Annotated in this window: 25 protein-coding genes; 7 read left to right on the forward strand and 18 right to left on the reverse strand. The window is 62.6% G+C overall.

Annotation, left to right across the window (positions count from 1 at the left end):
- Complete coding sequence (locus tag HBOR_RS10270) at positions 1-1,101, forward strand: phosphotransacetylase family protein (protein ID WP_006056853.1); 1,101 nt, start codon at positions 1-3, stop codon at positions 1,099-1,101.
- 94 nt (positions 1,102-1,195) lie between these two features.
- Here the strand turns inward: HBOR_RS10270 and HBOR_RS10275 are convergent, their stop codons facing one another.
- Complete coding sequence (locus tag HBOR_RS10275) at positions 1,196-2,311, reverse strand: M24 family metallopeptidase (protein WP_006056852.1); 1,116 nt, start codon at positions 2,309-2,311, stop codon at positions 1,196-1,198.
- A 114-nt stretch (positions 2,312-2,425) separates the two neighbouring features.
- On the opposite strand from HBOR_RS10275, the gene HBOR_RS10280 reads away from it, so the two are divergent.
- Positions 2,426-3,481, forward strand: a complete 1,056-nt coding sequence (locus HBOR_RS10280; RefSeq protein ID WP_006056851.1) for a DUF7544 domain-containing protein — start codon at positions 2,426-2,428, stop codon at positions 3,479-3,481.
- A gap of 59 nt (positions 3,482-3,540) precedes the next feature.
- On the opposite strand, the gene HBOR_RS10285 is transcribed toward HBOR_RS10280, so the two are convergent.
- Entirely contained in the window at positions 3,541-4,875 is a 1,335-nt protein-coding gene (locus HBOR_RS10285) for an MFS transporter (RefSeq protein ID WP_006056850.1), read from the reverse strand.
- Positions 4,876-4,985: 110 nt separating this feature from the next.
- Here HBOR_RS10285 and HBOR_RS20015 point away from each other — a divergent pair, with 110 nt between their 5' ends.
- Both HBOR_RS20015 and HBOR_RS10290 read left to right on the forward strand, forming a co-directional pair.
- Positions 4,986-5,162, forward strand: a complete 177-nt coding sequence (locus HBOR_RS20015; protein WP_006056849.1) for a hypothetical protein — start codon at positions 4,986-4,988, stop codon at positions 5,160-5,162.
- Between the two features lie 56 nt (positions 5,163-5,218).
- Positions 5,219-5,452 (forward strand): DUF7543 family protein, encoded by a 234-nt coding sequence (locus HBOR_RS10290; RefSeq protein ID WP_006056848.1) that lies wholly within the window; start codon positions 5,219-5,221, stop codon positions 5,450-5,452.
- 38 nt (positions 5,453-5,490) lie between these two features.
- On the opposite strand, the gene HBOR_RS10295 is transcribed toward HBOR_RS10290, so the two are convergent.
- The gene (locus HBOR_RS10295) at positions 5,491-6,279 is read right to left on the reverse strand and encodes a CBS domain-containing protein (protein ID WP_006056847.1); all 789 of its coding nucleotides are present in this window, start codon (positions 6,277-6,279) and stop codon (positions 5,491-5,493) included.
- A gap of 48 nt (positions 6,280-6,327) precedes the next feature.
- Positions 6,328-7,797 carry a DHH family phosphoesterase gene (locus HBOR_RS10300; protein WP_006056846.1) on the reverse strand — a complete coding sequence of 490 codons (1,470 nt, stop codon included), beginning with the start codon at positions 7,795-7,797 and terminating at the stop codon, positions 6,328-6,330.
- Positions 7,798-7,903: 106 nt separating this feature from the next.
- On the opposite strand from HBOR_RS10300, the gene HBOR_RS10305 reads away from it, so the two are divergent.
- The gene (locus HBOR_RS10305; RefSeq protein WP_006056845.1) at positions 7,904-8,302 is read left to right on the forward strand and encodes a DUF7522 family protein; all 399 of its coding nucleotides are present in this window, start codon (positions 7,904-7,906) and stop codon (positions 8,300-8,302) included.
- Positions 8,303-8,359: 57 nt separating this feature from the next.
- On the opposite strand, the gene HBOR_RS10310 is transcribed toward HBOR_RS10305, so the two are convergent.
- From HBOR_RS10310 to HBOR_RS10375, 14 genes are all read right to left on the reverse strand, one after another.
- Entirely contained in the window at positions 8,360-9,874 is a 1,515-nt protein-coding gene (locus HBOR_RS10310; RefSeq protein WP_006056844.1) for an NADH-quinone oxidoreductase subunit N, read from the reverse strand.
- Positions 9,874-11,403, reverse strand: coding sequence for a complex I subunit 4 family protein (locus HBOR_RS10315; RefSeq protein WP_006056843.1), 1,530 nt, complete (start codon positions 11,401-11,403; stop codon positions 9,874-9,876). Before HBOR_RS10315 ends, HBOR_RS10310 begins: the two co-directional genes overlap by 1 nt.
- Positions 11,400-13,415: an NADH-quinone oxidoreductase subunit L gene (gene nuoL / locus HBOR_RS10320; RefSeq protein WP_006056842.1), complete on the reverse strand. Its 2,016-nt coding sequence runs from the start codon at positions 13,413-13,415 to the stop codon at positions 11,400-11,402. The genes HBOR_RS10315 and nuoL overlap by 4 nt, the downstream gene beginning before the upstream one ends.
- 1 nt (position 13,416) lies before the next feature.
- On the reverse strand, positions 13,417-13,719 hold the full coding sequence (gene nuoK / locus HBOR_RS10325) for an NADH-quinone oxidoreductase subunit NuoK (RefSeq protein WP_006056841.1): 303 nt from the start codon (positions 13,717-13,719) through the stop codon (positions 13,417-13,419).
- A complete protein-coding gene (locus tag HBOR_RS10330; RefSeq protein ID WP_006056840.1) occupies positions 13,719-14,096 on the reverse strand; it encodes an NADH-quinone oxidoreductase subunit J family protein in 378 nt (125 codons plus the stop codon). The genes nuoK and HBOR_RS10330 overlap by 1 nt, the downstream gene beginning before the upstream one ends.
- Complete coding sequence (locus tag HBOR_RS10335) at positions 14,093-14,353, reverse strand: NADH-quinone oxidoreductase subunit J (RefSeq protein WP_006056839.1); 261 nt, start codon at positions 14,351-14,353, stop codon at positions 14,093-14,095. Before HBOR_RS10335 ends, HBOR_RS10330 begins: the two co-directional genes overlap by 4 nt.
- A gap of 118 nt (positions 14,354-14,471) precedes the next feature.
- Positions 14,472-14,933, reverse strand: a complete 462-nt coding sequence (locus HBOR_RS10340) for a NuoI/complex I 23 kDa subunit family protein (protein ID WP_006056838.1) — start codon at positions 14,931-14,933, stop codon at positions 14,472-14,474.
- Positions 14,930-15,991 (reverse strand): complex I subunit 1/NuoH family protein, encoded by a 1,062-nt coding sequence (locus HBOR_RS10345; protein WP_006056837.1) that lies wholly within the window; start codon positions 15,989-15,991, stop codon positions 14,930-14,932. The genes HBOR_RS10340 and HBOR_RS10345 overlap by 4 nt, the downstream gene beginning before the upstream one ends.
- Entirely contained in the window at positions 15,991-17,667 is a 1,677-nt protein-coding gene (locus HBOR_RS10350; RefSeq protein ID WP_006056836.1) for an NADH-quinone oxidoreductase subunit D, read from the reverse strand. The genes HBOR_RS10345 and HBOR_RS10350 overlap by 1 nt, the downstream gene beginning before the upstream one ends.
- The gene (locus HBOR_RS10355) at positions 17,664-18,374 is read right to left on the reverse strand and encodes an NADH-quinone oxidoreductase subunit B (RefSeq protein ID WP_006056835.1); all 711 of its coding nucleotides are present in this window, start codon (positions 18,372-18,374) and stop codon (positions 17,664-17,666) included. Before HBOR_RS10355 ends, HBOR_RS10350 begins: the two co-directional genes overlap by 4 nt.
- On the reverse strand, positions 18,371-18,787 hold the full coding sequence (locus HBOR_RS10360) for an NADH-quinone oxidoreductase subunit A (protein WP_006056834.1): 417 nt from the start codon (positions 18,785-18,787) through the stop codon (positions 18,371-18,373). The genes HBOR_RS10355 and HBOR_RS10360 overlap by 4 nt, the downstream gene beginning before the upstream one ends.
- A 144-nt stretch (positions 18,788-18,931) precedes the next feature.
- Positions 18,932-19,567 (reverse strand): 5-(carboxyamino)imidazole ribonucleotide mutase, encoded by a 636-nt coding sequence (gene purE / locus HBOR_RS10365; protein WP_006056833.1) that lies wholly within the window; start codon positions 19,565-19,567, stop codon positions 18,932-18,934.
- Positions 19,568-19,600: 33 nt separating this feature from the next.
- A complete protein-coding gene (locus HBOR_RS10370; RefSeq protein ID WP_006056832.1) occupies positions 19,601-20,752 on the reverse strand; it encodes a 5-(carboxyamino)imidazole ribonucleotide synthase in 1,152 nt (383 codons plus the stop codon).
- Positions 20,753-20,858: 106 nt separating this feature from the next.
- Positions 20,859-22,709: a flippase activity-associated protein Agl23 gene (locus tag HBOR_RS10375; protein ID WP_006056831.1), complete on the reverse strand. Its 1,851-nt coding sequence runs from the start codon at positions 22,707-22,709 to the stop codon at positions 20,859-20,861.
- A gap of 134 nt (positions 22,710-22,843) precedes the next feature.
- Between HBOR_RS10375 and ribH the strand changes: the two genes are divergently transcribed.
- Both ribH and HBOR_RS10385 read left to right on the forward strand, forming a co-directional pair.
- On the forward strand, positions 22,844-23,248 hold the full coding sequence (gene ribH, locus HBOR_RS10380; protein WP_006056830.1) for a 6,7-dimethyl-8-ribityllumazine synthase: 405 nt from the start codon (positions 22,844-22,846) through the stop codon (positions 23,246-23,248).
- On the forward strand, positions 23,245-24,393 hold the full coding sequence (locus HBOR_RS10385) for a pyridoxal phosphate-dependent aminotransferase (RefSeq protein WP_006056829.1): 1,149 nt from the start codon (positions 23,245-23,247) through the stop codon (positions 24,391-24,393). The genes ribH and HBOR_RS10385 overlap by 4 nt, the downstream gene beginning before the upstream one ends.
- The last annotated feature ends 41 nt before the right edge of the window (positions 24,394-24,434 follow it).

The following is a 24,434-nucleotide window of genomic DNA, read 5'->3' on the forward strand; positions in this document are numbered from 1 at the left end:
ATGAACACGTTACTCGTCACCTCAACCCACGAAAGTACCGGCAAGACGGCAGTCACGCTCGCACTCGGCAAACTCGCCCAAGAACGCGGTCTCGACGTCGGTTACATGAAACCGAAGGGCACGCGCCTGCAGTCGAACGTCGGCAAGACGCTCGACGAAGACCCGATGCTCGCCCGCGAGATTCTCGACCTCGACGCCGAGATGCACCAGATGGAACCCGTCGTCTACTCGCCGACGTTCATCGACGGCGCGATTCGCGGACAGGAAGACGGCGACGAACTCGGCGAAATCATCGGCGAGTACTTCGAGCAACTCGCCAACCAGAAGGACCTGATGCTCATCGAGGGCGGCGGTGTCTGGAGTACGGGCGGCATCGTGGACCTGACCGACGTAGATGTCGCAGACCAACTCGGCGCTGACGTCCTTCTCGTCTCCACCTACGAGAAGCCCGGCGACATAGACGACGTACTCGCCGCCGCAGAACAGTTCGGCGACCGCCTCGCCGGCGTCCTGTTCAACAGCGTGACCGACGCCGTCTTCGACGAACTCGAACAGGAAGTCGTTCCGTTCCTCGAAGGCCGCGGCGTGCCCGTCGTCGGTGTCGTCCCGCGCGAACAGCAACTCGCGGGCGTCACTGTCGAAGGTCTCGCTGACGAACTCGGTGCAGACGTGGTCACCGACGGTGACGAGGACGCCTACGTCGAACGGTTCCTCGTCGGCGCAATGAGCGGCGATGCCGCACTGCGCTACTTCCGCCGCACGAAGGACGCCGCAGTCATCACCGGCGGCGACCGTTCAGAGATCATCACGGCCGCGCTCGAAGCACCGGGCGTGAAAACCATCATCCTCACCGGCGGCCACCGCCCGCCTGCGGCCGTCCTCGGCAAGGCAGAAGAGAAGGGCGTCCCCGTGATGCTGGTCAACGGCGACACGCTCTCGGTCGTTGACCGCGCCGAAGACGTGGTTCACTCGGGTCGTGCCCGCGACGAGAAAACGGTGTCGCTGATGCGTGATCTCCTCTTCGAGCACACGGACGTTGACTCACTCGTCGGACCCGCAGATGCGGGCGATGCAGGCGCAAGCGACGCAGACGACGAGTAAGCCTCCGCGGCGCTCCAATTTCGAGACGTCTTCTTTCTTCACCGGAACTGACTCCGTGAGCGTGCCGCCGATAGCGGCGTCGTCGCCGAACGAATCAGCACTCCCAGCCGTGATCGCTGTCGTTCAAGCGTTCGCATCCGTCCTCCGTAACGACGACCAAGTCCTCGATGCGCACGCCGAACTCGTCGGGCAGGTAGATACCGGGTTCGACGCTGAACACCATCCCCGGTTCGAGTTCGCGGTCGTTTCCTTCGACGATGTACGGTTCCTCGTGAACGTCTAAGCCGACACCGTGGCCCGTTCGGTGGACGAACCGGTCGCCGTAGCCCGCGGCTTCGATGACTTCCCGGGCCGCGCGGTCGATTGACTCAGCAGTGACACCGGGTTCAGCGGCGTCTACAGCCGCTTGTTGTGCCTCACGGACGACATCGTGGACCTCACGGAAGCGGTCCGATGGCTCGCCGTCGAAGACGACGGTCCGCGTCTGGTCGCTCGGATAGCCATCGACTCGCGTCCCGAAGTCGAGTACGACCGGGTCGCCCGGTTGGATGGTTCGGTCGCCATGGCGGTAGTGCGGCATCGCGCCGTGTGACCCCGCCCCGACGACCGTCTCGAAGGAGGTGCCATTGCCACCCGCTTCCGACAGTAACGACTCCACGCGGGCCGCGAGTTCGCTTTCCGTCATGCCGATTGCGTCGGATCCGAGGGCGCGGACGGCGTCCATCGCCTCGTCGGCCGTGTCCCCCGCTCGTCGGAGGGCGTCGAGTTCGGCGTCGTCCTTGCGAATACGAAGCGGAGAGACGACTTCGCTCGCCAGTCCGAACGTCGCATCAGAGAGCACCGCTCTGAGGTCCTGCGTGAACGCCGCCCACATGGTGTCGTCGAAGAGGACGTGCGGTTCGTCGGGAAGGTCGAGTGCTTCGACGGCCGCCGCAGTCGCGGTTACCGGGTCGTCGTCGTCGGCCCACGTACGCACGTCGTCGATCCACGTCGCCGCACGGACCTGCTCTTCGTACAGTTCGGGGACCAGAAAGATCGGGTCGCCGTCGGCAGGGACGAAGAAGAATAGGTGGCGCTCTCCTGGCTCTTCCGAGAAGCCTGAGAGGTACGAGAGGTTTCGGCTGGGAAAGCAGACGAGGGCGTCCGCAGCAGCGTCGTCAAGCGCGGCCTGGGCGTCGCGCGTCCGTCGTTCGAACGGTGTAGTCGCCATGGTTGACGTTTTGCGTCTCGCCACAAGAACGTGCGGAAGTCGGCCGTCCGTTCGTTTCTCCAACCGGAGGGTCCGGCCCAGCGTTTTATCCTACCACACGACGGAGAGACTGGTATGTCGTGGCACGCGATTGACTCCTTAGACGACGCTCGCGCGGCGGCGACGGACCTCCTCTTCCCGTTCGACATCGGGACGTGGCTTCGCCTCGCCCTCATCGTTATCTTCGTCGGAACCGGTGCGAGCAACGCCTCGGTGAACGCTAATTTCGGCGGAACAGTCTCCTCCGGAGCCCCAACGACTGGACTGTCGGCCGTCCCGTTCGACGAGTTGCCGCCGTTGGACCCGAGCGCTCTCTCTGACGGTCAGGCGATTCTCATGGGTATCGCGGCGCTCACCGCCGTACTCCTTCTTTGTATACTCACCTTTTCCTTCGTTGGCGCGGTAATGGAGTTTGTCCTTATTACCGCACTGTCGGACCGAACGGTCCGAATTCGGGGACCGTTCCGGAAACACATCTGGAAGGGCGCACGCCTGTTCGGGTTCCAACTCGGCGTCATCTTCCTCGCGCTACTCGTGGTCGGCGTCCCGATTGTCCTTCTCGTCTTCGGCGGGGCCACCATCGGTCCGGAACTCCTCCTCGCCGTGGTCCCGGTTCTCCTTCTCGGCGTTGCTCTCGCCCTCGTCGTTTCCCTCCTCTTCCGTTTAACGATGGATTTCGTCGTGCCAACTATGCTCGTCGAGGAGTGCGGCGTCCTCGACGGATGGCGGCGGTTGTTCCCGACGCTCCGTGCCGAGTGGGAGGAGTTTGCGCTGTACGTCGTGATTCGGATCGCTCTCGGCGTCCTCATCGGCGCACTGTTCGCCGCAGGGGCGTTGTTCGTCGCCGTTCTCGTTGCGTTTCCGTTCGTCGTCGTCGGTGGCGTAGCGTTCGTCGCGTTCACTGCGAGTGGGCCGATTCCGCTCGTCGGATGGGCGCTTCTCGGCCTCGTCGTCGTCCTCTACGTCGTCGCCATCGCTATCGCCAGTGCGTTCCTCCTCGTCCCCGTCGTCACGTTCCTCCGGTACTACGCGCTGTACGTTCTCGGACGTGTGGATGACGGACTGGACCTCGTGGGCGCATCACCGCAAGAGACAGGGGACGACCAACCGGACGATTCCGTGGCTGCGTGAGGACACGGGAGCGCGTGAGAGTTCGAGACCTGCAAGGGAGTAGTTCTGCCTCAGAAGGCTCACTCGGGCGTCTCGGTGCGAGGTGATTCACTCGTGCCCGCTACCAGCGACACGTCAAGTCGCGCGAGGAGAACGACGATGGGAATCATCAACGCCCCGCCGAGGACGAACGGTGCCCAGTAATCGATGGCAGTGTAGAGAAACCCCGCGAGGGCAGGGCCGAACGTCCGCGCGAGACTGCCCGCACTCTGCGTGAGTCCGAACGCGCCGCCCTGTTCGTCGGCGGTCGCGGATCGGGAAACCAGCGTGTTCAACGAGACGTTCGTGATGGCGTTGCCGAACGCCAACGGTGTCACGATGACGCCGAGAGCGATAACCGCCGACGGAAGCGTCGGTCCCACCGGAAGCAACGGCTCGACAGATGGGATGTAGGAGCCAAAGTACGGAGCGAAGGGAACGGCCGCGAGCGTGAACACCTGTATTGCTGCCCCTGCGATAGCGACGCGGTACTCACCGTAACGGTCTGTCAGCGGTCCGATGAGTCCGCCCTGTACGATGGCGATAATGACCCCGAAATACGTCAACAGGATGGCGTTCTCCGTCGCTCCGTAGCCGTACTGATCGTTCGTGAGAAAGATGAACTGGCTCTCTAAGGCCGAGAACGCAAAGGAGACGAGGAAAAAGGCGACGACGAGCGTTCCGAGACCGTGCGTACGCAGGGCATCGGCTAGCTCGGTGAGACGCGACTCGCGGTCGCGCTCCCGCGACGCCACACGTTCTTCCGGCGGGCGCGATTCGGGCAACAGGACGTACGCGGCTACTAGGTTCGTCCCCGTGATGGCAGCAGCAGCGAAGCTCGGCAACGAGAACTCCGTTGCCGGAAGCCACGCCGGGAACACCGACTGTGCGGCGGAGACGACGAACTCGCTGGCGAAGAAGCCGCCCAACGCGGGACCGAAAATAAAACCCAGACCGAACGCCGCGCCGAGGAGTCCGAGGCCGCGGGCGCGGTCCTCCGGGGGCGTCACGTCGGCGATGTACGCCTGCGCGGTGGCGATGTTGCCGCCCATCACGCCTGCGAGCATCCGCGCGGCAAAGAGAACTGCCAACGACCCGGCAAGACCGAATAACGTCCACGCGATGACCGACCCGGTCAGCGAAAGCAAGAGAACCGGACGGCGACCGCGCGTGTCCGACAGTCGGCCGAGGAACGGCGCGGCGAGAAACTGCATCGCAGAATAGGAGGCAATGAGGAGGCTCCCGACGAACTCCGTCGCCCCGAACGAGAGCGCGTACAGGGGAATGACCGGAATGAGAATACCGAATCCCAGCAGATCGACGAAAACGATAACGAAGACGACAGCGAGGGCACGCCGGGAGTTGTCTACGCTCATAGCTTCTCGTTCGGTTCGAATCGAGGATGAAATTATCGGTACACTGACTCAACTGCTGGACGACCCCGTAAGCAGTTATTAACAAATACTCTCGGGAGTTATGTCATACCATGGCATTCGAATGGGTTTCGTACTTCGAGTGTACGGCGTGTGGTGGGCTTGAACGTGCGGACGCGGTCGGCTACGACTCGCTCGGCTATCCGGAGTGTCCGAACTGTGGCACGCGGACCGGTCCGCTCGCGGGTTCGGGACACGGCACGTGGACGGGATCAGAAGCACTCGACTGAGGCGAACCCACTGTAGAGAGTAAGGCACAGGTGGATCCGCAGCGGACACTCCCCACATGAGTTGGCACAACGTCCGCGCGGACGACCGAATCACCGAGTGGGAGCGGAGCGACGGCACTGTGACAATCCGACTCCGTCACAGTCCGAACGGCACGTGGACGGTCCGATTGGACCGCCTTCACCAGTCCGACGAGGGGCGTGGCTACCGGAGAGAACGTCTGGATACCGAAGAAGCGGCGCGGGAAGTCGTCGCCGCGTGGCAGGACGAGTACGACCTCGAAGACGAGTAAGCTGACCATACCGCCGTCGAGACGCCGAGAGTTACGTCTTAGTCGCGTTGTAACCGGTGCGTCGTCTCTACGAGCGGATGTCGCGCGTAGTCAACCACGTCGATATCTTCGATCGAGTTTAACCCCTCTTTTTCCGCTGTCCGTTGCATCCCGAGTTCGATGGGGTCGTCAACGACGATGATATACGCGTCCATCTGACCGGTACCAAGTTGGTGAGCGGCCATCACCCGATGGTGGCCGTCAGCGAGAATGTACGTCCCGTTGTTGTTGATGACGACGAGCGGTTCAGCGAGTCCGCGTTCGAGTTCGTACTTCCGCCCTTCGAGTTCGTCGGCGTACACGCGTCCCTGCGTCGGAATGAGGGCGTCGAGTTCGACCGAATCGTGCTCTTGGTGGATGGTGATCCCGTGTATCTGTTCGAGCGTCCGCATTAGCTTCCCCACCTTCTCGGGCGTCGCGCGCTCGATCTGTGACCGGATGACATCTGTGTTGGAGATAATGCCGACGAGGTTACCGGCGTCGTCCACGACCGGGAGTTTCTGGATCCCCGAGCGGAGGATCACACGCGCGGCGTCGTTGACCGCCATATCCGGATGTGCGACGATGATGTCTTCGGTCATGACTGTGAAAATCGGTGCCTCATCGTTCTCGAGAAGGAGGTCGCGGGCTGTCACGAATCCCTCGACTTTCCGACCCTCGCACACCGGAAACCCGTTGTGTCCGTCGCTTTCGACAATGCGCTTTGCAACGTCCGCGACGGAGTCTGCGGGGGATACCGTCTGCACTTCTCGGGTCATATATTCCTTGACGGCTGCCTTCCCGTTCATCGTCGTCGGTACGTGAGGCGACGGCAAAAGGATGGCCCCACGACGCTGTCACCACTCGTCGGGCGGGAACTCGAAGGCGAGGTCGCGTTCGGACTCGCTCGCTCCGAACGTCCGCGTGGCGTCTTCGAGCGTCTCAAACAACCGTCCGGAGATCACGTCCGTAACGACCCGCGACAGTGATTCGCGGGACTCAGGGCCGACATCGGCGAGAATGCCCAATGGAATCTGCGCACCCGCCATATCCGCGTGCCCACCGGCGCTCCCGATGGGGCTGAGCGCGTCTCTGAGCGTCTCACCGAGGTCTACATCTGTTCCGCGCGCTCGACCGGAGACGTAGACCGTTCCGTCTTTGAAGCCGTATACGACCGTGAGGCGGATTCCCTCCATATTGAGGAGATGGTCGGACGCCTGTGCGAGTGCATCCCGGTTCCGAATCTCACCGACGTTCGTCGCCAGTACGTCACCGCGCACGTCGCGGTTCTGAATGGCTCGTGCCAACGTATCTAATACCTCCGGTCCCATGCTCGGAGACTCCACGCGTTGGAGCGTCGATAGATCGGCGTACGACACCAACCACGCCGCCGCCTCGAAGTCGTCCGACGATACCTCGCGGGTGAAATCGCGCGTGTCGATACGGATACCGAACAAAAGCGCCGTCGCAACTGTCGCATCCGGTTCGATACCCAGTCGGCGGAGGTAGTTCGTCATCAGCGTACTCGTTGCACCGAGTTCCCGGCGCAGGTCGAGATAGCGCGCCTCGACGGGTGCCCGTGGTGGATGGTGGTCCACCACGATATCTACCTCAGTGTCCTTCGGCAGGCCATCGTTCACCCCCGGTCGAGAGTGATCCACGAGGGCGATTCCACCGTAGTCATCAGTGTCCTCCCCGCGTTCGAGATTCACCAGATCGATATCGAGTAAATTGACCAGTGCGCGGTTCTCCTGATGGGAGATATCTCCGAAGTAGCAGGGATCAGCGTCGAGACCGACGCTCTCTGCAATACGAACCAGCGCCAGTGCGCTGGCGATGGCGTCTGGGTCCGGGTTGTCGTGCATGACGACCGCGAGGGGACCGCTGAGGCTCTTGAGGACCCGGAACAGTCGGTGGAGTCTGTCTGCGGCCGCTCCCTCGGTCAGTTCGGTGAGCCGATCCGTGAGTATACGTCGCCCGTCCACGAGTCGGTCCGCCAGTTCATCAAGTGCCTCGCGCGTGTCGTGGTCGGCGTCGCTGCCTACGTAGGCGAGGAGATACGCGTCGGGGAAGCGTTCGCGCGCCGTAAGGGCCACATCGAGGTTGGCTGCGGCGTCGTCGCTGGCGACGAACACTACATCCACCTCCTCGGGGAACGCCTCGTGATCGGTCGGTGCGCACCGTTCCGCTGAGACGCCGTCGTCGCGGAACGAATCAACGACACCAGAACGCTGTGATAGCACGGTCAACGTTCCGGGCCACTCGGCCAACCGTTCGACGGCCCGTTGCGCGGCCGACCCACAGCCGAGGACCAACCGCCGTTGCATGTTTCGTCTGTTGTTCCGGCCGGGCAAAACCCTACCGTCCCGCGATTCAGTTCCAGTCGGAAGTGGCGATGGAATTATCACCAACGAATGTGTGGTAACTAACGTCATGGACGCCGACCCTGACCTCGTAGCGGCTGACTTGTCGGAGTCGATTCGTGCCGCGTGCCGAACTGCTGTCGGAGACACTCTCAGGAGCATCACCTACTTCACTCCGACAAGCTTTCAACAGCTCTACCTTCGCTCAGATCTCGAATCTGACGCCGACCTGGCAGGGTTCGTCGAACACGAAACCGACGGATTCCACGCAACGCGCGCGTACCGGGGTTCCGAACTCGGTGACTACCAATACACGATTCGTGCGTTCGAGAACGGGTACATGACGCGCGTCACGCGCAACGACCACGGCGTCTTCGTCACCACGGATCGTCTGACGGAGCGACGCTCGAAAGAAGTCGCTAGCGCACTGCACGAAATCCTCTCAGAACAGGTCTCCGAAGCGGCGTAAGTCGAAGTTACGAACGAAGCCAAAAACGAACGACCGAACCGAATTTTTGCCGACCGCTCAGAAGAGAGCGGTGGCGACCGTCTGTGCCGTCTCGATGACGGGTCGGAAGCCGGGCAGCAGCAGCAGCGTCCCGACGGCGGCGAAGATGACGGCCGTGTACAGACCGACCGGCTTCGAGCCGATTTCCAGCGACGGCGAGGCGTCCTCGATCCATATCGCCTTGACGACGCGGCTGTAGTAGAACAGCGACAGCGCGCTGTTGACCGCGCCGACGGCGGCCAACCACCAGAAGCCGGACTCGATGGCCGACATGAACAGGACGTACTTCGAGAAGAAGCCGCCGAACGGTGGTAGACCGGCGAGGCTGAACATGAAGACACTCATGGCGACGCACGCCATCGGCGCCTTCGAACCGAGGCCGTTGTAGTCCTCGAACGTCCGGCCGACGCCCCAGTGTTCGGCCAGAGCGATGAACAGGAACGCACCGGTGTTCATGAAGCCGTACACCATGAGGTGCGCCATCGACGCGCCGAGGACGTTCGCGTTCGGTCCGTTAGCGGTGATTGCCGCGAGTCCGATGAGCGCGTACCCCGCGTGACCGATGGAGGAGTACGCCAGCATCCGCTTGACGTTCTCCTGCGTGGCCGCGGCGAAGTTACCGAGCGTCATCGTGACGACGGCCAGCACCTGGAACGCGAGCACCCAATCGACACCCGTGGGGAGTTTGGCCAGCGGGAACGCTTCAAAGAAGACACGGAACGCGATTGCGAACCCGGCGGCCTTCGATGCCGACGAGAGGAACGCCGAGATCGGTGCGGGTGCGCCCTCGTACGCCTCCGGCGCCCAGAAGTGGAACGGGACGGAGGCCGTCTTGAACGCGAATCCACCGAGAATCATCAGGACGCCGATACCGAGGACGCCCACCATCTCGGTGCTTCCGCCGAGCGCACTCGCCACGTCGGCGAGGAGCAGCGATCCGGTGACAGCGTACACGAGGCTGATACCGAACGCGAACACCGCAGACGAGACTGCGCCGATAAGGAAGTACTTCAGCGCCGCCTCGACGCTTCCCTTGTTATCCTTGAGGAATCCAACGAGGGCATACGACGGGAGCGACGCGAGTTCGAGGCTGACGAATGCCGTCGCCAGCGAGTTCGACATCGACATGAGCGTCATGCCGGTGGTGGCGAACAGCACGAGCGAGTAGAACTCGGCTTGGTAGCGCTGTTCGGCCACGTAGTCGAGCGAGGCAATACAGACCATCGCCGCGACGATAGTGAAGATGAGCGTGAAGAACAGGCTCATCCCGTCAACGACGAGCGCATCACCGTACAGGGTGATTGCGCCGCCGGTCTGACTCTGTCCGGTCCCCTCGACGAGGAACCAGCCCGCAACGGCGAACGCGAACAGCGCACCCACCGTCGAAATCGACGCCAAGAGTGCGCTGTTTTCTTCTCCGGTGTTGATACTGTCGATAACGAGGAGCAGCAGTCCCGTCAGGCCAAGGATAATGGCCGGAGCGACTGCCGTCCATTCTGGCGGTGCGGCCTGAAGTGCGATTGGCTCGAACATCAGACGCCACCTCCCGTTTCGAGGATCGGATTAACCGCTTGTTGAATCATCTGGAAGAAGAGGTCCGGCTCCACACCGAGGATGATGACGAGGAGGAGAAGCACCGCAAGCGGCGCGATATCCTGAATCGGCGCTTTGGTGATCTCGTAGTCGCCGTCGAACCGGAACGGACCGAACAGCGTGCGCTGCATCGCGAACAGCAGGTAGCCCGCGACGATGACGATACCGAACATCGCCGCCGCCGTGAACAACGGCATCGCGGAGTGGACTGTGGAGGCGAACGCGCCTTGGAAGATGAAGAACTCCCCGGCGAAGCCAGCCATCAGCGGCAGTCCCATGTAGCCGAACGCGCCCGCAACGAAGATACCCGAGGCGACGGGCATCCGGTCGGCCATTCCGGACATGTCGCCGACCATGCGCGTGTGCGTCGTGTTGTAGATGACGCCGACGACCATGAACATCAGACCGGAGATGAGGCCGTGTGCGATCATCTGGAACGTCGCGCCGCCGACGCCGTACGTCGTGTACGCGACGAGACCGAGGATGACGTACCCCATCGACGACACGGACGAGTAAGCGACGATGCGCTTCAAGTCCTGCTGGGCTAACGCAAGTATCGCGCCGTAAATGACGCTGATGACGGCGATAGCCGCGATGGGGACGACGAGTGCCTTCGCCACGTCGGGCATCATCGTGAAGTTGAACCGGAGCAGCGCGTACGTCCCCATCTTCAGGAGGACACCAGCCAGCATCACCGACGCTGGCGTGGGCGCTTCAACGTGAGCGTCCGGCAGCCACGTGTGCAGGGGTGCAACGGGCACCTTGACCGCGAATCCGAAGAACATCGCCACGAACGCGACGAGCTTCAGCGTCTCCGCGTTCAAGCCCGCGAATCCGCCGAGTTCGTTCGCCCTGAGCGCCATCGCAATCTCCGGCAGGCGCATCGACGACACTGAGTCACCGAGGCCGAACACGAGAGCGATGAAGCCGATGAACATCACAAGCGACGCGATGTTCGTGTAGACGAAGAACTTGATTGCCGCGTACTTGCGGCGAGGACCGCCCCAGATACCGATGAGGAAGTACATCGGGACGAGGACGGCTTCCCAGAAGATGAACCAGACGAAGAAGTCAAGCGCAGTGAACACGCCGAGGAGGTTCGCCTCCATGAACAGCATCAGTCCGTAGAACTGTGACTGACGCATGTCGATTGGCGTCCACGCGCTGACGATTGCCAGCGTCGTCAGGATGGTCGTCAGGACGATGAGCGGCAGACTGATACCGTCAACGCCGACGAACCAGTGAACGTCTAAGTTGCCCAGCGAGAGCCAGACGAAATCCGTCTCGAACGCGATGGACCCGCCGAGGAGGGCGTTCCCGCTCGCGTCGTACTGTGCCCACATAAACAGACTCCCGACGACGGGGAGCAGACTGAGCGCGGCCGCCAGCCGTCCGGCGTACTCGTCGGGTGCGACGAACACGACCAGCGCGGCGACGAACGCGACTGCGATGAGCGCTTCTATTATCATGCGAACCACCCTCCTGCCAGACCGAATCCGAGAAGCAGGACCGTCAGACCCAGCGTCAGAAGCATCGCGTAGTTGCTCACGACGCCCGACTGGATCCGGCGGATACGGCTCCCGGAGAACAGGCTGACACTGGAGATGCCGTTGACGACACCGTCAACGACGCCCTGATCGAACTTGTCCGCGCCACGCGAGATGGGGCGAACGACGCTGTTTGCCAGCCAGACCTGATACTCGTCCTGGTAGTAGTTGTTGTAGAGGAGCGTCTTGATGCCGCCGAGCTTTGCGGTGTGCTCCTTCGGCTCGGGGACGTTGTACAGCATGTGCGCGAGGCCCGCACCGGCGAGTGCGAGTGCGAGCGAGACAGCGCCGGGTGCCAGCGGGTTCAGCTCGGCCGCGTGGTAGCCGGCGACGTTTTCGAGCAGTTCGTGGTAGTGATGGTTAGTCAGGCCCTCGACTCCGTGGTTGAGCCACTGGTGAAGGAACTCGATGTGAAGACCAGTGAATTCCGCCACGGGCGTCATGTTGACCAGACCGGCCGTCGCGGCGAGAATGCCGAGGACGACCAGCGGGAACTTCACGTTCCAGCGGACGCCGTGCGGGTCACGGGCCGTCTGCGTACGCGGCTTCCCGTGGAAGGTGAGGAACACCATACGGAAGGTGTAGAAGCCGGTGAAGAACACGGCGAGGAGGCCCATCGCGTACGCGGCGAGCAGAATCGGGTTGCCACCGAGTCCGTGGATGAGCGTCTCGTACAGCACCTCGTCCTTCGACCAGAAGCCTGCGAAGGGGACGATGCCCGCGAGTGCGAGCGATCCCGAGAGGAACGTGTAGTAGGTCACGGGCATGCGGTCCTTCAGACCGCCCATGTCCCACATGTCCTCGTTGTGGTGCATGGCGATAATGACTGATCCTGCACCGAGGAACAGGAGCGCCTTGAAGAACGCGTGCGTCATCAGGTGGAAGGTCGCGGCGATGTACCCGCCACCGCCGAGTCCCAGCATCATGTACCCGTACTGGGAGATGGTCGAGTACGCGAGCACCTGCTTTATCTCGCGCTTGACGACGCCCATCGTCGCCGCGAACAGGGCCGTGAAGCCACCGATCAGGGCGATGATGGCGAGGGCGTTCGGCGAGAGCGCGTAGAAGCCGTACATCCGCGCGACGAGGTACACACCAGCGGCGACCATCGTCGCGGCGTGGATAAGAGCGGAGACGGGCGTCGGACCTTCCATGGCGTCCGGCAGCCACGTGTGCAGGGGGAACTGCGCGGACTTCCCGACGACACCACCGAGGACGAGGAGTCCGACGATGGTGAACCACGTCTGCGGCTCGAAGCCGAACGTGTTCACCGCGTGTTCGCCGTGGAGTGCCTGCTCGGCGAGGTGCGGGAACGACTCTCCGCCGGCGAATGCCGCCGTGCCGAACGTGGCGAAGACGGCGACGACGCCGATGAGGAAGAAGTAGTCACCGAAGCGGGTGACGAGGAATGCCTTCTTCGCTGCCGACGGCGGGCCGGGTTCGCGGAACCAGAAGCCGATGAGCAAGTACGAGCACAGGCCCACCAGCTCGAAGAACATGAACGCCATGAGCAGGTTGTCGGCGACGACGAACCCGAGCATGGAGGCGGAGAACAGGCCGAGACCGGCGTAGTATCGCGGGAGGCCCGTTTCGCCCTCGTCGTTCATGTATCCGAGACTGAACACGTGGACCAAGAAGGCGATGAGCGTCACGATGACGAGCATCATCGCCGACAGTGGGTCGATGAGAAGGCCGAATTCTAAGGTGACGGCCCCGTCGAGCCCGTTGGCCCACGTGTAGATTGTCTGGTTGTACGTCTGTCCCTGGCTGACCGTGAAGAACGTCGCAATCGAGAGCAGGAACGAGCCTGCCGTTGCGACGATACCGGCGAACGCGCCGCCCTTGGGCATATACTTGCCCGCAAAGAGGGCCACGAGGAACGAGACGAACGGTAACAGCACGATCGCCGGAACGAATTCAAATATCCCTGCCATCTTACCACCTCATCGTCGTCGCTTCGGTCACATCGACGTCGCCGAAGTCGCGGTACAGTACCAGGATGATCCCGATACCGACTGCGACTTCCGCGGCGGCGAGTGCCATGGTGAACAGCCCGAACGTCTGGCCCGTGACGTTCCCCCAGAAGTAGGAGAACGCAACGAGATTGATGTTCGCGGCGTTCAGCATCAGTTCGACCGACATCAAGAACAGCAGCGCGTTGCGCCGTGTCAGGATGCCGAACAGGCCGATACAGAAGACGGCTGCCGAGAGGACGAGATAGTAGTGCGGAGGAAGCATTAGTTCTCACCCTCCGTCTCATCGTCTCGCGTCCCGGTGAGCGTCTGTTTCAGTCGCTGACCGCCGTCCGCGAGGACTTGCCCCGCGGAGTCGCCGGTTTCGCGCCGTGCCAGCATGACCGCGCCGACGAGGGCGGCTACGAGCACGATGTCGATAATCTCGAACGCGACGAGGAAGCTCTCCGAAGCCACCTCTCCGAAGCCGAGATTGAACATCGCGTACCCGATGCTGGCGGTGATATTCACGTCGCCACCGAACCCTTGCGGCTCCGGGAACGACGCGGTGACGAACGCCGCCACCATCACGACGAACAGTGCGACGGCCGCGAGTCCCGGTACGAGGTGCGAACCGAGCTTGAGTCGTGGTCTGGTCGTCATGTGCTACTCGCCTCCAATCGTGTACGCGTCAACATCACGGCGAACGTGACGAGAATCAACACCCCGCCTACATAGACGAGGATCTGCATCGCGGCGAGGAATTCCGCTTGCAGCATCACGTAATGCACCGCGACGCTCAAGAGCGCGCCCCCGAGCAGGAGTGCGGAATGCCAAATGTCCCGCACGAGGACGACGCCCAGGCTGCAGCCCACGGTAATGAGGGCGAACAGCGCGAACGCGATGGTTTCATAAACCATTGTGTGTGTCTCCTTGAGGTATCCCTTTGAACATTTCGAGAACGTCCGGGTGGCCGGGCCGAATCATCCCGACTCGGCCGACGGACGAACGAACCTTCCGTCGCTACCGTGAGTCACCTCACTGGTAGTCGACTTCGCCGTCTCCCTCTCCGATCCACGCGTTGCGGTCGGGTTCGCGGGAGTTCAGCGGGTCGATGTCTTTGTACCACGGAACGTTCTTCAACTGCTCTTTGTTGTAGACGAACTCGTCTTTCGTGTCGGCGGTGAACTCGAAGTTCTGCGTGAGCAGAATCGCGTCCACCGGACACACTTCCTCGCACAGACGGCAGTAGATGCACTGCCCGATGTGGAGGTTGTACTGTTCGCCGTTGCGCTGGTCGTCCTGTACGATCTGAATCGTATCGTTCGGACAGACGTTCTCACACTGGCGGCACCAGATGCAGCGCTCCTGACTGAACTTGTGAACCCCACGGAATCGGGGACTCACTTCGGGCGCGACGTCGGGATATTCGACCGTGAACGTCTCGCCGTCCAGTGCGTGCTTCATCGTCGTTGCCATGGATTTGAGCAGTCCAATCATGCTATCACTCCCACGATGATGGCCGTGAGAACCAAGTTAGCGAACGAAAGGACGAGCATGCCCTTCCAGCCGACGTCGAGGAACTGATCGACCCGCAGACGCGGAATCGCAGAGCGCATCCACTGGGTGAAGAGATAGAACGCCCAGATCTTGATGATGAACCAGACGAATCCCGGCAGGAACGGACCTGCGGGACCGCCGAGGAACAGCGTCGCCGCGATGGCGCCGCCGAGGAAGATGTGGATGAACTCTCCGAGGTAGATAAGGACGAAGTAGACAGACGAGTACTCCGTCTGGTACCCGGCGACAATTTCGGTCGGTGCTTCGGGAATGTCGAACGGGTTCCGGCCGACTTCTGCGAGGTTCGCCAGGACAAACAGCACGAACGCGAACGGGTTAACGAACGCGAACCACTGCGGAATCGTCACGCCCGCGACGGTGAGAAGCGGGTTTGCCTGCTCGGCGACGATGTGGCTCATCTGGAGCGAACCGGTGAAGATGACCACCGATGCGCCGGTGATGACGAGCGGAATCTCGTAGGCGAGGTTCGCCGCGATGGCACGAAGTCCGCCGAGAAGTGAGTATTTGTTGTTCGATCCGTAGCCCATCATCACCAGTCCGATCGAGGCGATGGAAGACGCCGCGAAGGCGAATGCCAGCCCCGTTTCGGGGTCGGCGAGATGGATGCCGTTACCCATCGGGATGACGGCGAATCCGAGCAGTGCCGAGAACGGGATGACGAGGGGGCCGATGTCCCACGCCGGACGGTCTACACCCTCGGGAACGACGAGTTCCTTCGAGAGCAGTCGTACTGCGTCGGCCACGATAACGAGGAGACCGAACGGTCCGACACGGTTGACGGCGATACGGTCCGTGAACGCGGCGGTGATTTTCCGCTTTGCCCACGGTCCGGCGACTGCCGTCTGGATCAGCAGCAGGTTGGCGATGAGGAACGCACCGATGAGGCCACCGACAATCTGCCCGACCGTTCCCGACAGGCCAAGGAGGTTGGCGATGGTCTCCGGAAGCAGCACCTTGCCAGACTGTAGCGGTAGCATTACCGGTCCACCTCGCCGAGAACGATGTCCAGACTGCCGAGGGAAGCGATCATGTCCGGGATGTACTCACCGTTGGACATCTCACCGAGCGTCTGGAGGTTCGAGAAGCACGGACTCCGGATCTTGAATCGTCCGGGCTTGTCCGTTCCGTCGCCACGGATGTAGATGCCGAGTTCTCCCTTTGCGGCCTCGACAGCGCGGTAGATCTCTTTGTCGTCCTCGGGACGCAGGGTCCGCGGGACGTTCGACTGGATGGTTCGTTCGTCTTCGGGCCAGTCTTCGAGGAGATCCACGCACTGCTGGATGATCTTTGCGGACTCTTCGACTTCGCGCATTCGCACGAGGAGACGACTGTAGTTGTCACAGCCGTCTTCGGTCACGACGTCCCAGTCGAGTTCGTCGTAGTAGCCGTAGGGGTCGTCACGACGAAGGTCGTAGTCGATTCCCGACCCGCGCGCAACGGGACCGGTCGCACCGTACGACTTGGCGACCTCCGGCGGCAGGACGCCCGTATCGATGGTCCGGACCTGTAGAATCTCGTTCGAGGAGATGAGGTCGTGGTACTCCTCCAGCGCGGTCGGCAGGTCGTCGAGGAAGTCTCGAATCTTCTCGAAGAACTCCTCGCGGGGTTCCGGCAGGTCCCAGACGACGCCGCCGAGGCGGAAGTAGTTGAACATCATGCGCTGCCCCGTCAAGTCCTCCAGAATGTTCTGGATGATCTCGCGGTCGCGCATCGCGTACATGAAGATTGCCGTGAAGTCGCCGTACACGTCGAGTGCGAACGTCCCGACAGCCAGCATGTGCGAGGCGATGCGGCACAGTTCCGCGCCCATCGTCCGGATGATCTGGGCGTACTCTGGCACGTCGATGTCGTTGAGGTCCTCTGCCGCGCGGGCGTACGCCCACTCGTTCAGCAGACCCGACGACGCGTAGTCCCAGCGGTCGGGGTACGGCATGATCTGGTGCCGGTACGTCTTCGTCTGGCACATCTGCTCCTCACAGCGGTGGAGGTAGCCGATGTCGGGTTCCACGTGGGCGACCTGCTCGCCGTCGAGAACCGTCTTCACGTGCAGGACACCGTGCGTTGCGGGGTGGTGCGGCCCGATGTTGAGGTACATCGTGTCGCCCTCCGAGTCACGGTGGTCATCCTTCAGGGGGTTAGCCCACTCTTTGAGCGTGACGACCTGCGGCCGGTCCTGATCGAAGTCCATCGACAGCGGGTGCCCCTGCCACGTCTCCGGCAGGAGGATGCGACGGAGGTCCGGGTGGTCGTCGTACTCGATACCAACGAGGTCGTATGCCTCCCGTTCGTGCCAGTCTGCCGTCCGGAACACGGCGTTCCCGGACTGACTGTGCGGGTTGTCTTTCGCCGCAGGAACGACGACGCTGACCTCTCGGGTTCGGTCGTCGTAGCTCGTGAGGTGGTAGATGGACTCGTACCGGTCCTCACGCTCTTCAGCCGTCACACACGAGAGGTGATCGAATCCGGCCTCGTCGCGCAGACGGAACAGCGTCTCCTGTACGTCGTCCGGACGAATGACGAAGCCGGGCGCGTTGACGTGCTCTTCGCGCCCGATGACGAGATCACCGAGCAACTCGGCGATTTCGTCGCCCGTCGTCGGCTTTGCCGCGAGTGCCTCTGACTGTGTCCGGTCTTGTGGTTTTTCCAAGCTCATGGCGAATCAGCCCAGTTGTACCGCATGACCAGGTCTTCCTCGTCGATCTGGTCTGCAAGGTGATCGATGAGTTCGTCCTGCTCTAGATCCCCGAACTGTTCGAGTTCGTACGGCTTGACCGTCACCGGACTGGACTCTCCCTCGGCGATGCGCTGCTGGAGCTTTGCAACACCGTAGATGAGTGCCTCGGGACGAGGTGGGCAACCCGGGACGTGGATGTCCACGGGAATGACCTCTTCTGCGCCCTTGATAACGTTGTAGCCCTCCTGGAACGGGCCGCCCGAGACGGTGCAAGACCCCATACCGACGACGAACTTCGGTTCGGGCATCTGGTCGTACACGCGCTTCATGCGCGGTGCGAACTTCGAGACGATGGTCCCCGGGACGATGATAACGTCCGCCTGTCTCGGTGACGCCCGTGGGACCCCGGCCGCGAATCGGTCGAGGTCGTGTTTCACCGAGTAGGTGTGCATCATCTCAATGCTGCAGCATGCGATACCGAACTGCAGCATGAACATCGAGGACCCCCGCACCCAGTTCATGAAGTTATCGAACTTCGTGAGGATGAACGGCGAGGAGCCGAACGCCTCGCGGAGTTTGGAGTTGAACCGGTTGTCCGCTCCAGACCCCGTCATCCGGGCGTCGCGGGTCTCGGTCTGTACCTGTGTGTCGTCCGTGACAAACGGTTGGTTCTGGTCGCTACTCATGCGTCTTGTCTCTCTGTCTTCCGACGTTTTGCCAGCGGGCTTTTGACCCACTCGACTGCGCCGTTGCGCCACGCCCAGGCAAGACCGACGACCAGCACGCCGATGAATATGAGCATCGGCAGCAGTACGGTCGCCAGGTCTGCACCCTGGCTCAACGCGGAGCGGTAGATTACCGTCCACGGGAAGATCAGAACGGTTTCGATGTCGAACACGACGAACAGCAGCGCGACCATGTAGTACTGTATATTGAATTGGACGCGCGCTGTACCCGTCGGTATCTCACCGCTCTCGTACGTAGCGCTTTTTCCCTGTTCCGGCACGCTTGGCCGCAGAATCGCCGAAACCGCCATCATCCCCAGCGGGATGCCGACTGCGACGAGGGCCAACGCACCGATTGCGATCCATTCGCTCATTCCGTAGTCTCCCTGACGTTCCTCGGTTAGAAGCCGCCCCCTATAAGCGTTGATTTGTGCGCGTCGGGCCGCGTTGCCGGGTAACTATACAGAAATCACGAGAGAACGCAAGATTCTTGTTTCAGTGACTGAGGGGCCTTCTAACTACTCTTTTCGTGACTCCACGTACTCGGTGAGACCCATGTCGTGGAGGTCACGCGAATCCCGTGCCACACCACCTGTCAGAGATTCGTGATATTCGAGGAGACGGTCCTCCAACACATCGTGTTCACGCGCGAGCATCTGGACCGCAGAGAGTGCGGCGTTGAACGACTTGCCCGCATCCACTGCGACGATGGGCGCGCCCGTCGGCATGCCGATGACCGAATCGACGGACTTCTCTTGGACGGGAACCCCGACGACCGGAAGCGGGTACGCAATCGAGGCGGTCATGTTCGGCAGATCGGCGGACTTGCCGCCTGCACCCGCGATGATCACGTCTAGCCCGCGGTCCATCGCCGTTTGGCCGTAGGCGTACATCAGGTCCGGCGTTCGGTGCGCGGAGACGACGTACGTTTCGTACGTAAAGCGCGCGTCGGGCGCGTCGGTGAAGTCAGTCTGTTCTTCGAAGCCGAGTTCGTCGAGCGCCTCGTGCGCGCCGCACATTACATCGAGGTCCGAGTCCGATCCCATGATGATGCCCACGTCGGGCGTCGTCTCGGGGTCCGCGTCGGCATCGGCTTCCGCGCGGAGTCGGTCGATGAGCGATTCGACGGTCACGTCGTCTGTGTCGGCTGTCATAGCTGTGTTCTCAGTTGGAAGTCACTCGTTATCTCACTCGAACGTCAGTCCGTCGCGGAGGTCACGCGCGCGAGTAAGCATGTTATCGATGTCAGCACCGTCGTCGCCAATGACGGTCAAGTGCCCCATCTTCCGCAGGGGGCGAGCCTCGTCTTTTCCGTACCAGTGAAGGGACGCACCCTCGGCGGCAAGGACGGATTCGACGTGTCCGAGCGTCGCCGGGCGGGATTCATCGACGGTGCCGAGGACGTTCGCCATCACGGTCGGTGACCGGCGCGCCGTCGATCCGAGCGGCCACCCGAGGACCGCGCGGACGTGTTGTTCGAACTGTGAGGTGCGTGCGCCCTCGATGGTCCAGTGACCGGAGTTGTGCGGGCGCGGAGCGATCTCGTTCACCGAGATATCCCCATCTTGCGTCTCGAACAGTTCGATACCGAAGACGCCGCGGCCGTCGAGAACGGAGAGGACGTCGCGGGCGACTTCGTCAGCGCGTGCGAGAACCTCGTCTGTCGTCCGGGCCGGAACGACCGTTTCGCGGAGAATCTCCGCTTCGTGGATGTTCTCTCCGACGGGGAACGTCCGCACTTCGTCGTCTCCCTGCACGGCGATGACGGAGAGTTCGCGTGCGAAGTCGACGAACGCCTCTGCCATTGCGGGACCGCCGACAGCGTCGAGAGCGTCTTCGACCTCGCTCTCGTCGCGGACGGGGACGTTCCCGCGGCCGTCGTAGCCGCCGGTTCGCGCTTTCAGCATCACGGAGCCGAACTCATCGAGGGCCGCCCGCAGGTCTTCGGCGTCGTCCACGCGGCGGAACGGCGGGACGGGGACGCCCGCATCATCGAGTGCGCGCTTTTGGACGAGTTTGTCCTCGATGAGCGAGAGCGTGTCGGGCGACGGGTGAACAGCCAGGTCGTACTCGTCGGAAACCTCGTCGAGAAGTTCCGAATCAGCGAGTTCGATCTCGAACGTGAGCACGTCCGCGCGCGAGGCGAGTTCGCGGAACGCCTCGGGGTCGTCGAAGTCACCGACGATTTGGTCGCGCACGACGGGTGCGGCGGGGCAGTCGGGCGTCGGATCGAGAACGACGACCTCGACGCCGAGTGGCGCGGCCGCCTCGGCCAGCATCCGTCCGAGTTGGCCGCCACCGACGATGCCGAGCGTAGAGCCGGGAACGGTAACAGTCACGGTCGGCGCTTATGGATATGACTGCATAAACGTTACCGATACGGGTCGGAGAATACGCACGAACGTGTATTGGATACGGCGGTTCGCGTCGAGTGCTGGTTTCGATTCAGGCTTCGACGCCAGCGCGGTCGAGCGCGTCCTTGTCGATGAAGACGGTGACGTGTTCGCTCCGGAGTCGCCAGTCGTGTTCGTAGGCGACGTAGCCGTCGAGTTGTTCTTCGGCTTCGTCGCGGCTGAACTCGCGGACGATGACGACCGGCGGCGCGTCAGCGAGCGCGTCTGCGGGCGGTGCGTCCGGCGACGTACTCGACACGTTCGCGTCGTACTTCTCGAGGTACCACGGAAGCGGGAGTCTGTCGTGCCAGTGCGTCCCGCCCGGCGGCGGCGGCGTCTGCATCTCTGACTCGTTCTGGACGTAGAACACCTCTCTGTTGGAGTCGTTCGGATCGGGCCTGCTGAAGAACAGCACATCCGTCCCTTCGTGGCTCTGTGCAACCGCCTCGACCTTCTGCATGGTGGGCTTGAGGTCGTTGCTCGGTTGTGCCCACTGGAGTACCTGTCTGTCCTCGTTCGATGCGGAGTTGAAGTACTCGGCATTCGCCACCGCGACGCCGCCGACGGATGCGAGGACGACGATAGCGGCGAGGCCGACACTCACCGCGTCGTCAGTGGAGAGTGCATCGCGGGCGGATTCGACGATGAACGCGATGCCCACGGCGGCGGGGATAGCCAGCGGGACGACGACGTGAATCGCGGCCCACGGCGCTTCGATGTCCGTCGCGATGGGGTAGCCCGCAAGCGAGGCGAGGCCCCAATAGGTGCCGAACGCGACGAGTTCGCGGTACGTTCCGCCGGTCCGGAAGCCGTACCGGTCCACGAGTACGCCGACGAGCGTGAATCCGAGGACGGCCGGCGCACCGTACACCAGCGTCTCCAGTAAGTCGTGAAGGAACGGGAGATACGCGTGATCCTGATGCCCCCCGCCAGCCCAGGTGTCGAGGAACTTCTCTACTGCGCCGAGAGACCCGGCTTCGAGGACGCTCGGAAGTTTAGTCGGGTCGCCGAACGCCTGCCAGAGGTCCGGGCGTGGCGCGTAGAAGAAGATGAACACGGCCCAAAAGAGGGCGAACGCGCCGACGAGCGTGCCGAAGACCCGGACCCATCCCTGCGAGGTCGAGGTCCCGTGGTTTCGGACGCGCCGCCGAATCGCGGCGGGCCACTGGCCGAATACAACGTCGCGCGCCGACTCGCCGCGAGCGCTGGCCTTGAGCAGGCGGTGATCAGCCAGCAGCGCGCCCGCGCCGAGGAAACAGAGGACGTAGACGAGCGCGTTCTCTTTCGTCGTGAACGCCAGTCCAAGCGACGCTGCGGCCGGGAAGGCATAGCGGAGTTTGCCAGTATCGAACCCGCGGACGATGAAACCGAGCGCGAACAGCGAGAACGCCGCGACGAGTACGTCGTTGCGCATGAACCGCGAGTAGTAGACCATAAGCGGGTTGAGTGCGAGAACGCCGGCGAGCGCGACGACTTCAACGTTCGAGAGTCGTTCGCGGAACAACCACGCACAGAGTGGGAAGAGGCCACCGATGAGGGCGACGGGGAAGCGTGCGAGGAAGTCCGACACCGGTGCGATGGCGAACAGCCAGTCGTTCACGACGGGGAGGAACGGCCCGTGGACGATGGGGCGGTAGACGTGGTAGCCCGAGTCATGATAGCGAAGTATCCAGTAGCCGACTCGACCTTCGTCCCAGTGGAAGATACGGCCGCCGAGAGCGACGAGGCGCATCCCGAGGGCGAGAACTGAGAGGGCGAGGACGCCGAGGAGGGTACGTCGGTAATCGACGGTAGTGCGCGTCGGGGTTCGCGTCGCTGCGTCCACACCCGAACGGGTGGCGACGGATCCATCCGTCGCTGCGGACGCGGACGGCGGCCCTGACGCGGCGTCGTCCGAACTCATGTGATTTCCATCCGCCCCCGTAGTTAGAACGGTTACGGTCTCTCATACGCGTACTTTACATACCAGACCGTCGGCTCGCGGCCGGTACTGCGTGTGTCGGTAGTTCTTTTATGAGTGCGAGGAACCGAACCGGTATGGTCACTCTCGGACTGGTGGTCGCCGAGTTCAACTCCTCGGTCACCGAGCAGATGGCGGACGCCGCCCGCGACGCCGCCGCCGAACGCGACGCCGACGTATCGGATGTACTTCACGTACCGGGCGTCTACGATTCGCCGCTCGCGGCGGACCGCCTCGCACGCAGACAAGATATCGACGCGGTCGCCGTCGTCGGCGCGATCGTCACCGGCGACACGTCGCACGACAGAGTCATCGGAGATGCTACCGCGCAGGCACTCACCGATATAAGCCTCGAACGGGACAAACCGGTCACGTTCGGCGTTTCCGGCCCCGGACAGAGCGGTGCCGAAGCACGAGAACGTGTTAGCAAAGGTGCGGAAGCGGTAAACGCCGCGGTCGATATGGTGGAGGTGTTAGCATGAGCTTCGACTTTGCCGCCCGCGTCGAGCGGGTCGAACCCAGCGCGACCCTTGCCATCAGCAACAAGGCGAGCGAACTGGAGGCACAGGGCGTAGACGTAGTGGACCTCTCCGTCGGTGAACCGGACTTCCCGACGCCGCAGAACATCATCGACGCCGGACAGGACGCGATGGACGCCGGACACACCGGCTACACCTCCTCGAACGGCATTCGAGAACTCCGCGAGGCTATCGCGGAGAAACTCCGCGCCGACGGCGTAGACGCCGATGCGGACGAAGTCATCGTCACGCCGGGCGGCAAACAGGCGCTGTTCGAGACGTTCCAGACGCTCATCGACGACGGGGACGAAGTCGTCCTTCTCGACCCCGCGTGGGTGTCCTACGAGGCGATGACGAAGCTTTCGGGTGGCTCTCTCAACCGCGTTGACCTCGCACCCTACGACTTCCAACTCGAACCTGCTCTCGATGACCTCGCGGAAGCGGTCTCCAACGACACCGAACTGCTCGTCGTCAACTCCCCGTCGAACCCGACGGGCGCGGTGTACTCCGATGCCGCCCTCGAAGGCGTCCGTGACCTCGCGGTCGAACACGACATCACGGTCATCTCCGACGAGATGTACGAACAGATCACGTACGGCGTCGAACCGACGAGTCTCGGCTCCCTCGACGGGATGGCAGACCGGACGGTCACGGTCAACGGCTTCTCGAAGGCGTACTCGATGACCGGATGGCGTCTCGGCTACGTCCACGCGCCCGAGGAACTCATCTCGCAGGCGGCGAAGCTCCACTCGCACTCCGTCTCGTGTGCGGTCAACTTCGTCCAGCGCGCGGGAATCGAGGCCATCACGAACACCGACGATGCCGTCACGGAGATGCGCGATGCGTTCCGCGAACGCCGCGACATGCTCGTTGACTTATTCGCAGAACACGGTGTGGACGTGCCCGTCGGCGACGGCGCGTTCTACATGATGCTTCCCGTGGACGAGGACGACGCCGCATGGTGTGAGGGCGCTATCGAGGATGCCCACGTCGCCACTGTCCCCGGATCGGCGTTCGGGTCGCCGGGTTATGCCCGTATCTCCTACGCCGCCAGCGAGGAACGTCTTCGCGAGGCCGTCGAACGCCTCGCCGAACACGACTACATCTAACGTCACGTCGCCACACTCGAATTTTTTCCGCGCTGCATCCA

It is taken from the genome of Halogeometricum borinquense DSM 11551, from assembly GCF_000172995.2.
Classification (GTDB): Archaea; Halobacteriota; Halobacteria; order Halobacteriales; family Haloferacaceae; genus Halogeometricum; species Halogeometricum borinquense.

Excerpts from the sequence above, each read along its gene's own strand:
- HBOR_RS10330 (WP_006056840.1), bottom strand. The coding sequence starts at position 14,096 with ATGACGACCAGACCACGACTCAAGCTCGGTTCGCACCTCGTACCGGGA.
- HBOR_RS10340 (WP_006056838.1), bottom strand. The coding sequence starts at position 14,933 with ATGATTGGACTGCTCAAATCCATGGCAACGACGATGAAGCACGCACTG.
- HBOR_RS10345 (WP_006056837.1), bottom strand. The coding sequence starts at position 15,991 with ATGCTACCGCTACAGTCTGGCAAGGTGCTGCTTCCGGAGACCATCGCC.
- purE (WP_006056833.1), bottom strand. The coding sequence starts at position 19,567 with ATGACAGCCGACACAGACGACGTGACCGTCGAATCGCTCATCGACCGA.
- HBOR_RS10300 (WP_006056846.1), bottom strand. The coding sequence starts at position 7,797 with ATGCAACGGCGGTTGGTCCTCGGCTGTGGGTCGGCCGCGCAACGGGCC.
- HBOR_RS10385 (WP_006056829.1), top strand. The coding sequence starts at position 23,245 with ATGAGCTTCGACTTTGCCGCCCGCGTCGAGCGGGTCGAACCCAGCGCG.
- HBOR_RS10315 (WP_006056843.1), bottom strand. The coding sequence starts at position 11,403 with ATGATAATAGAAGCGCTCATCGCAGTCGCGTTCGTCGCCGCGCTGGTC.
- HBOR_RS10375 (WP_006056831.1), bottom strand. The coding sequence starts at position 22,709 with ATGAGTTCGGACGACGCCGCGTCAGGGCCGCCGTCCGCGTCCGCAGCG.
- HBOR_RS10355 (WP_006056835.1), bottom strand. The coding sequence starts at position 18,374 with ATGAGTAGCGACCAGAACCAACCGTTTGTCACGGACGACACACAGGTA.
- nuoK (WP_006056841.1), bottom strand. The coding sequence starts at position 13,719 with ATGCTTCCTCCGCACTACTATCTCGTCCTCTCGGCAGCCGTCTTCTGT.
- HBOR_RS10305 (WP_006056845.1), top strand. The coding sequence starts at position 7,904 with ATGGACGCCGACCCTGACCTCGTAGCGGCTGACTTGTCGGAGTCGATT.
- HBOR_RS10335 (WP_006056839.1), bottom strand. The coding sequence starts at position 14,353 with ATGGTTTATGAAACCATCGCGTTCGCGCTGTTCGCCCTCATTACCGTG.
- nuoL (WP_006056842.1), bottom strand. The coding sequence starts at position 13,415 with ATGGCAGGGATATTTGAATTCGTTCCGGCGATCGTGCTGTTACCGTTC.
- HBOR_RS10275 (WP_006056852.1), bottom strand. The coding sequence starts at position 2,311 with ATGGCGACTACACCGTTCGAACGACGGACGCGCGACGCCCAGGCCGCG.
- HBOR_RS10310 (WP_006056844.1), bottom strand. The coding sequence starts at position 9,874 with ATGTTCGAGCCAATCGCACTTCAGGCCGCACCGCCAGAATGGACGGCA.
- HBOR_RS10350 (WP_006056836.1), bottom strand. The coding sequence starts at position 17,667 with ATGAGCTTGGAAAAACCACAAGACCGGACACAGTCAGAGGCACTCGCG.
- HBOR_RS10360 (WP_006056834.1), bottom strand. The coding sequence starts at position 18,787 with ATGAGCGAATGGATCGCAATCGGTGCGTTGGCCCTCGTCGCAGTCGGC.
- HBOR_RS10290 (WP_006056848.1), top strand. The coding sequence starts at position 5,219 with ATGAGTTGGCACAACGTCCGCGCGGACGACCGAATCACCGAGTGGGAG.
- HBOR_RS10270 (WP_006056853.1), top strand. The coding sequence starts at position 1 with ATGAACACGTTACTCGTCACCTCAACCCACGAAAGTACCGGCAAGACG.
- ribH (WP_006056830.1), top strand. The coding sequence starts at position 22,844 with ATGGTCACTCTCGGACTGGTGGTCGCCGAGTTCAACTCCTCGGTCACC.
- HBOR_RS10295 (WP_006056847.1), bottom strand. The coding sequence starts at position 6,279 with ATGAACGGGAAGGCAGCCGTCAAGGAATATATGACCCGAGAAGTGCAG.
- HBOR_RS20015 (WP_006056849.1), top strand. The coding sequence starts at position 4,986 with ATGGCATTCGAATGGGTTTCGTACTTCGAGTGTACGGCGTGTGGTGGG.
- HBOR_RS10280 (WP_006056851.1), top strand. The coding sequence starts at position 2,426 with ATGTCGTGGCACGCGATTGACTCCTTAGACGACGCTCGCGCGGCGGCG.
- HBOR_RS10285 (WP_006056850.1), bottom strand. The coding sequence starts at position 4,875 with ATGAGCGTAGACAACTCCCGGCGTGCCCTCGCTGTCGTCTTCGTTATC.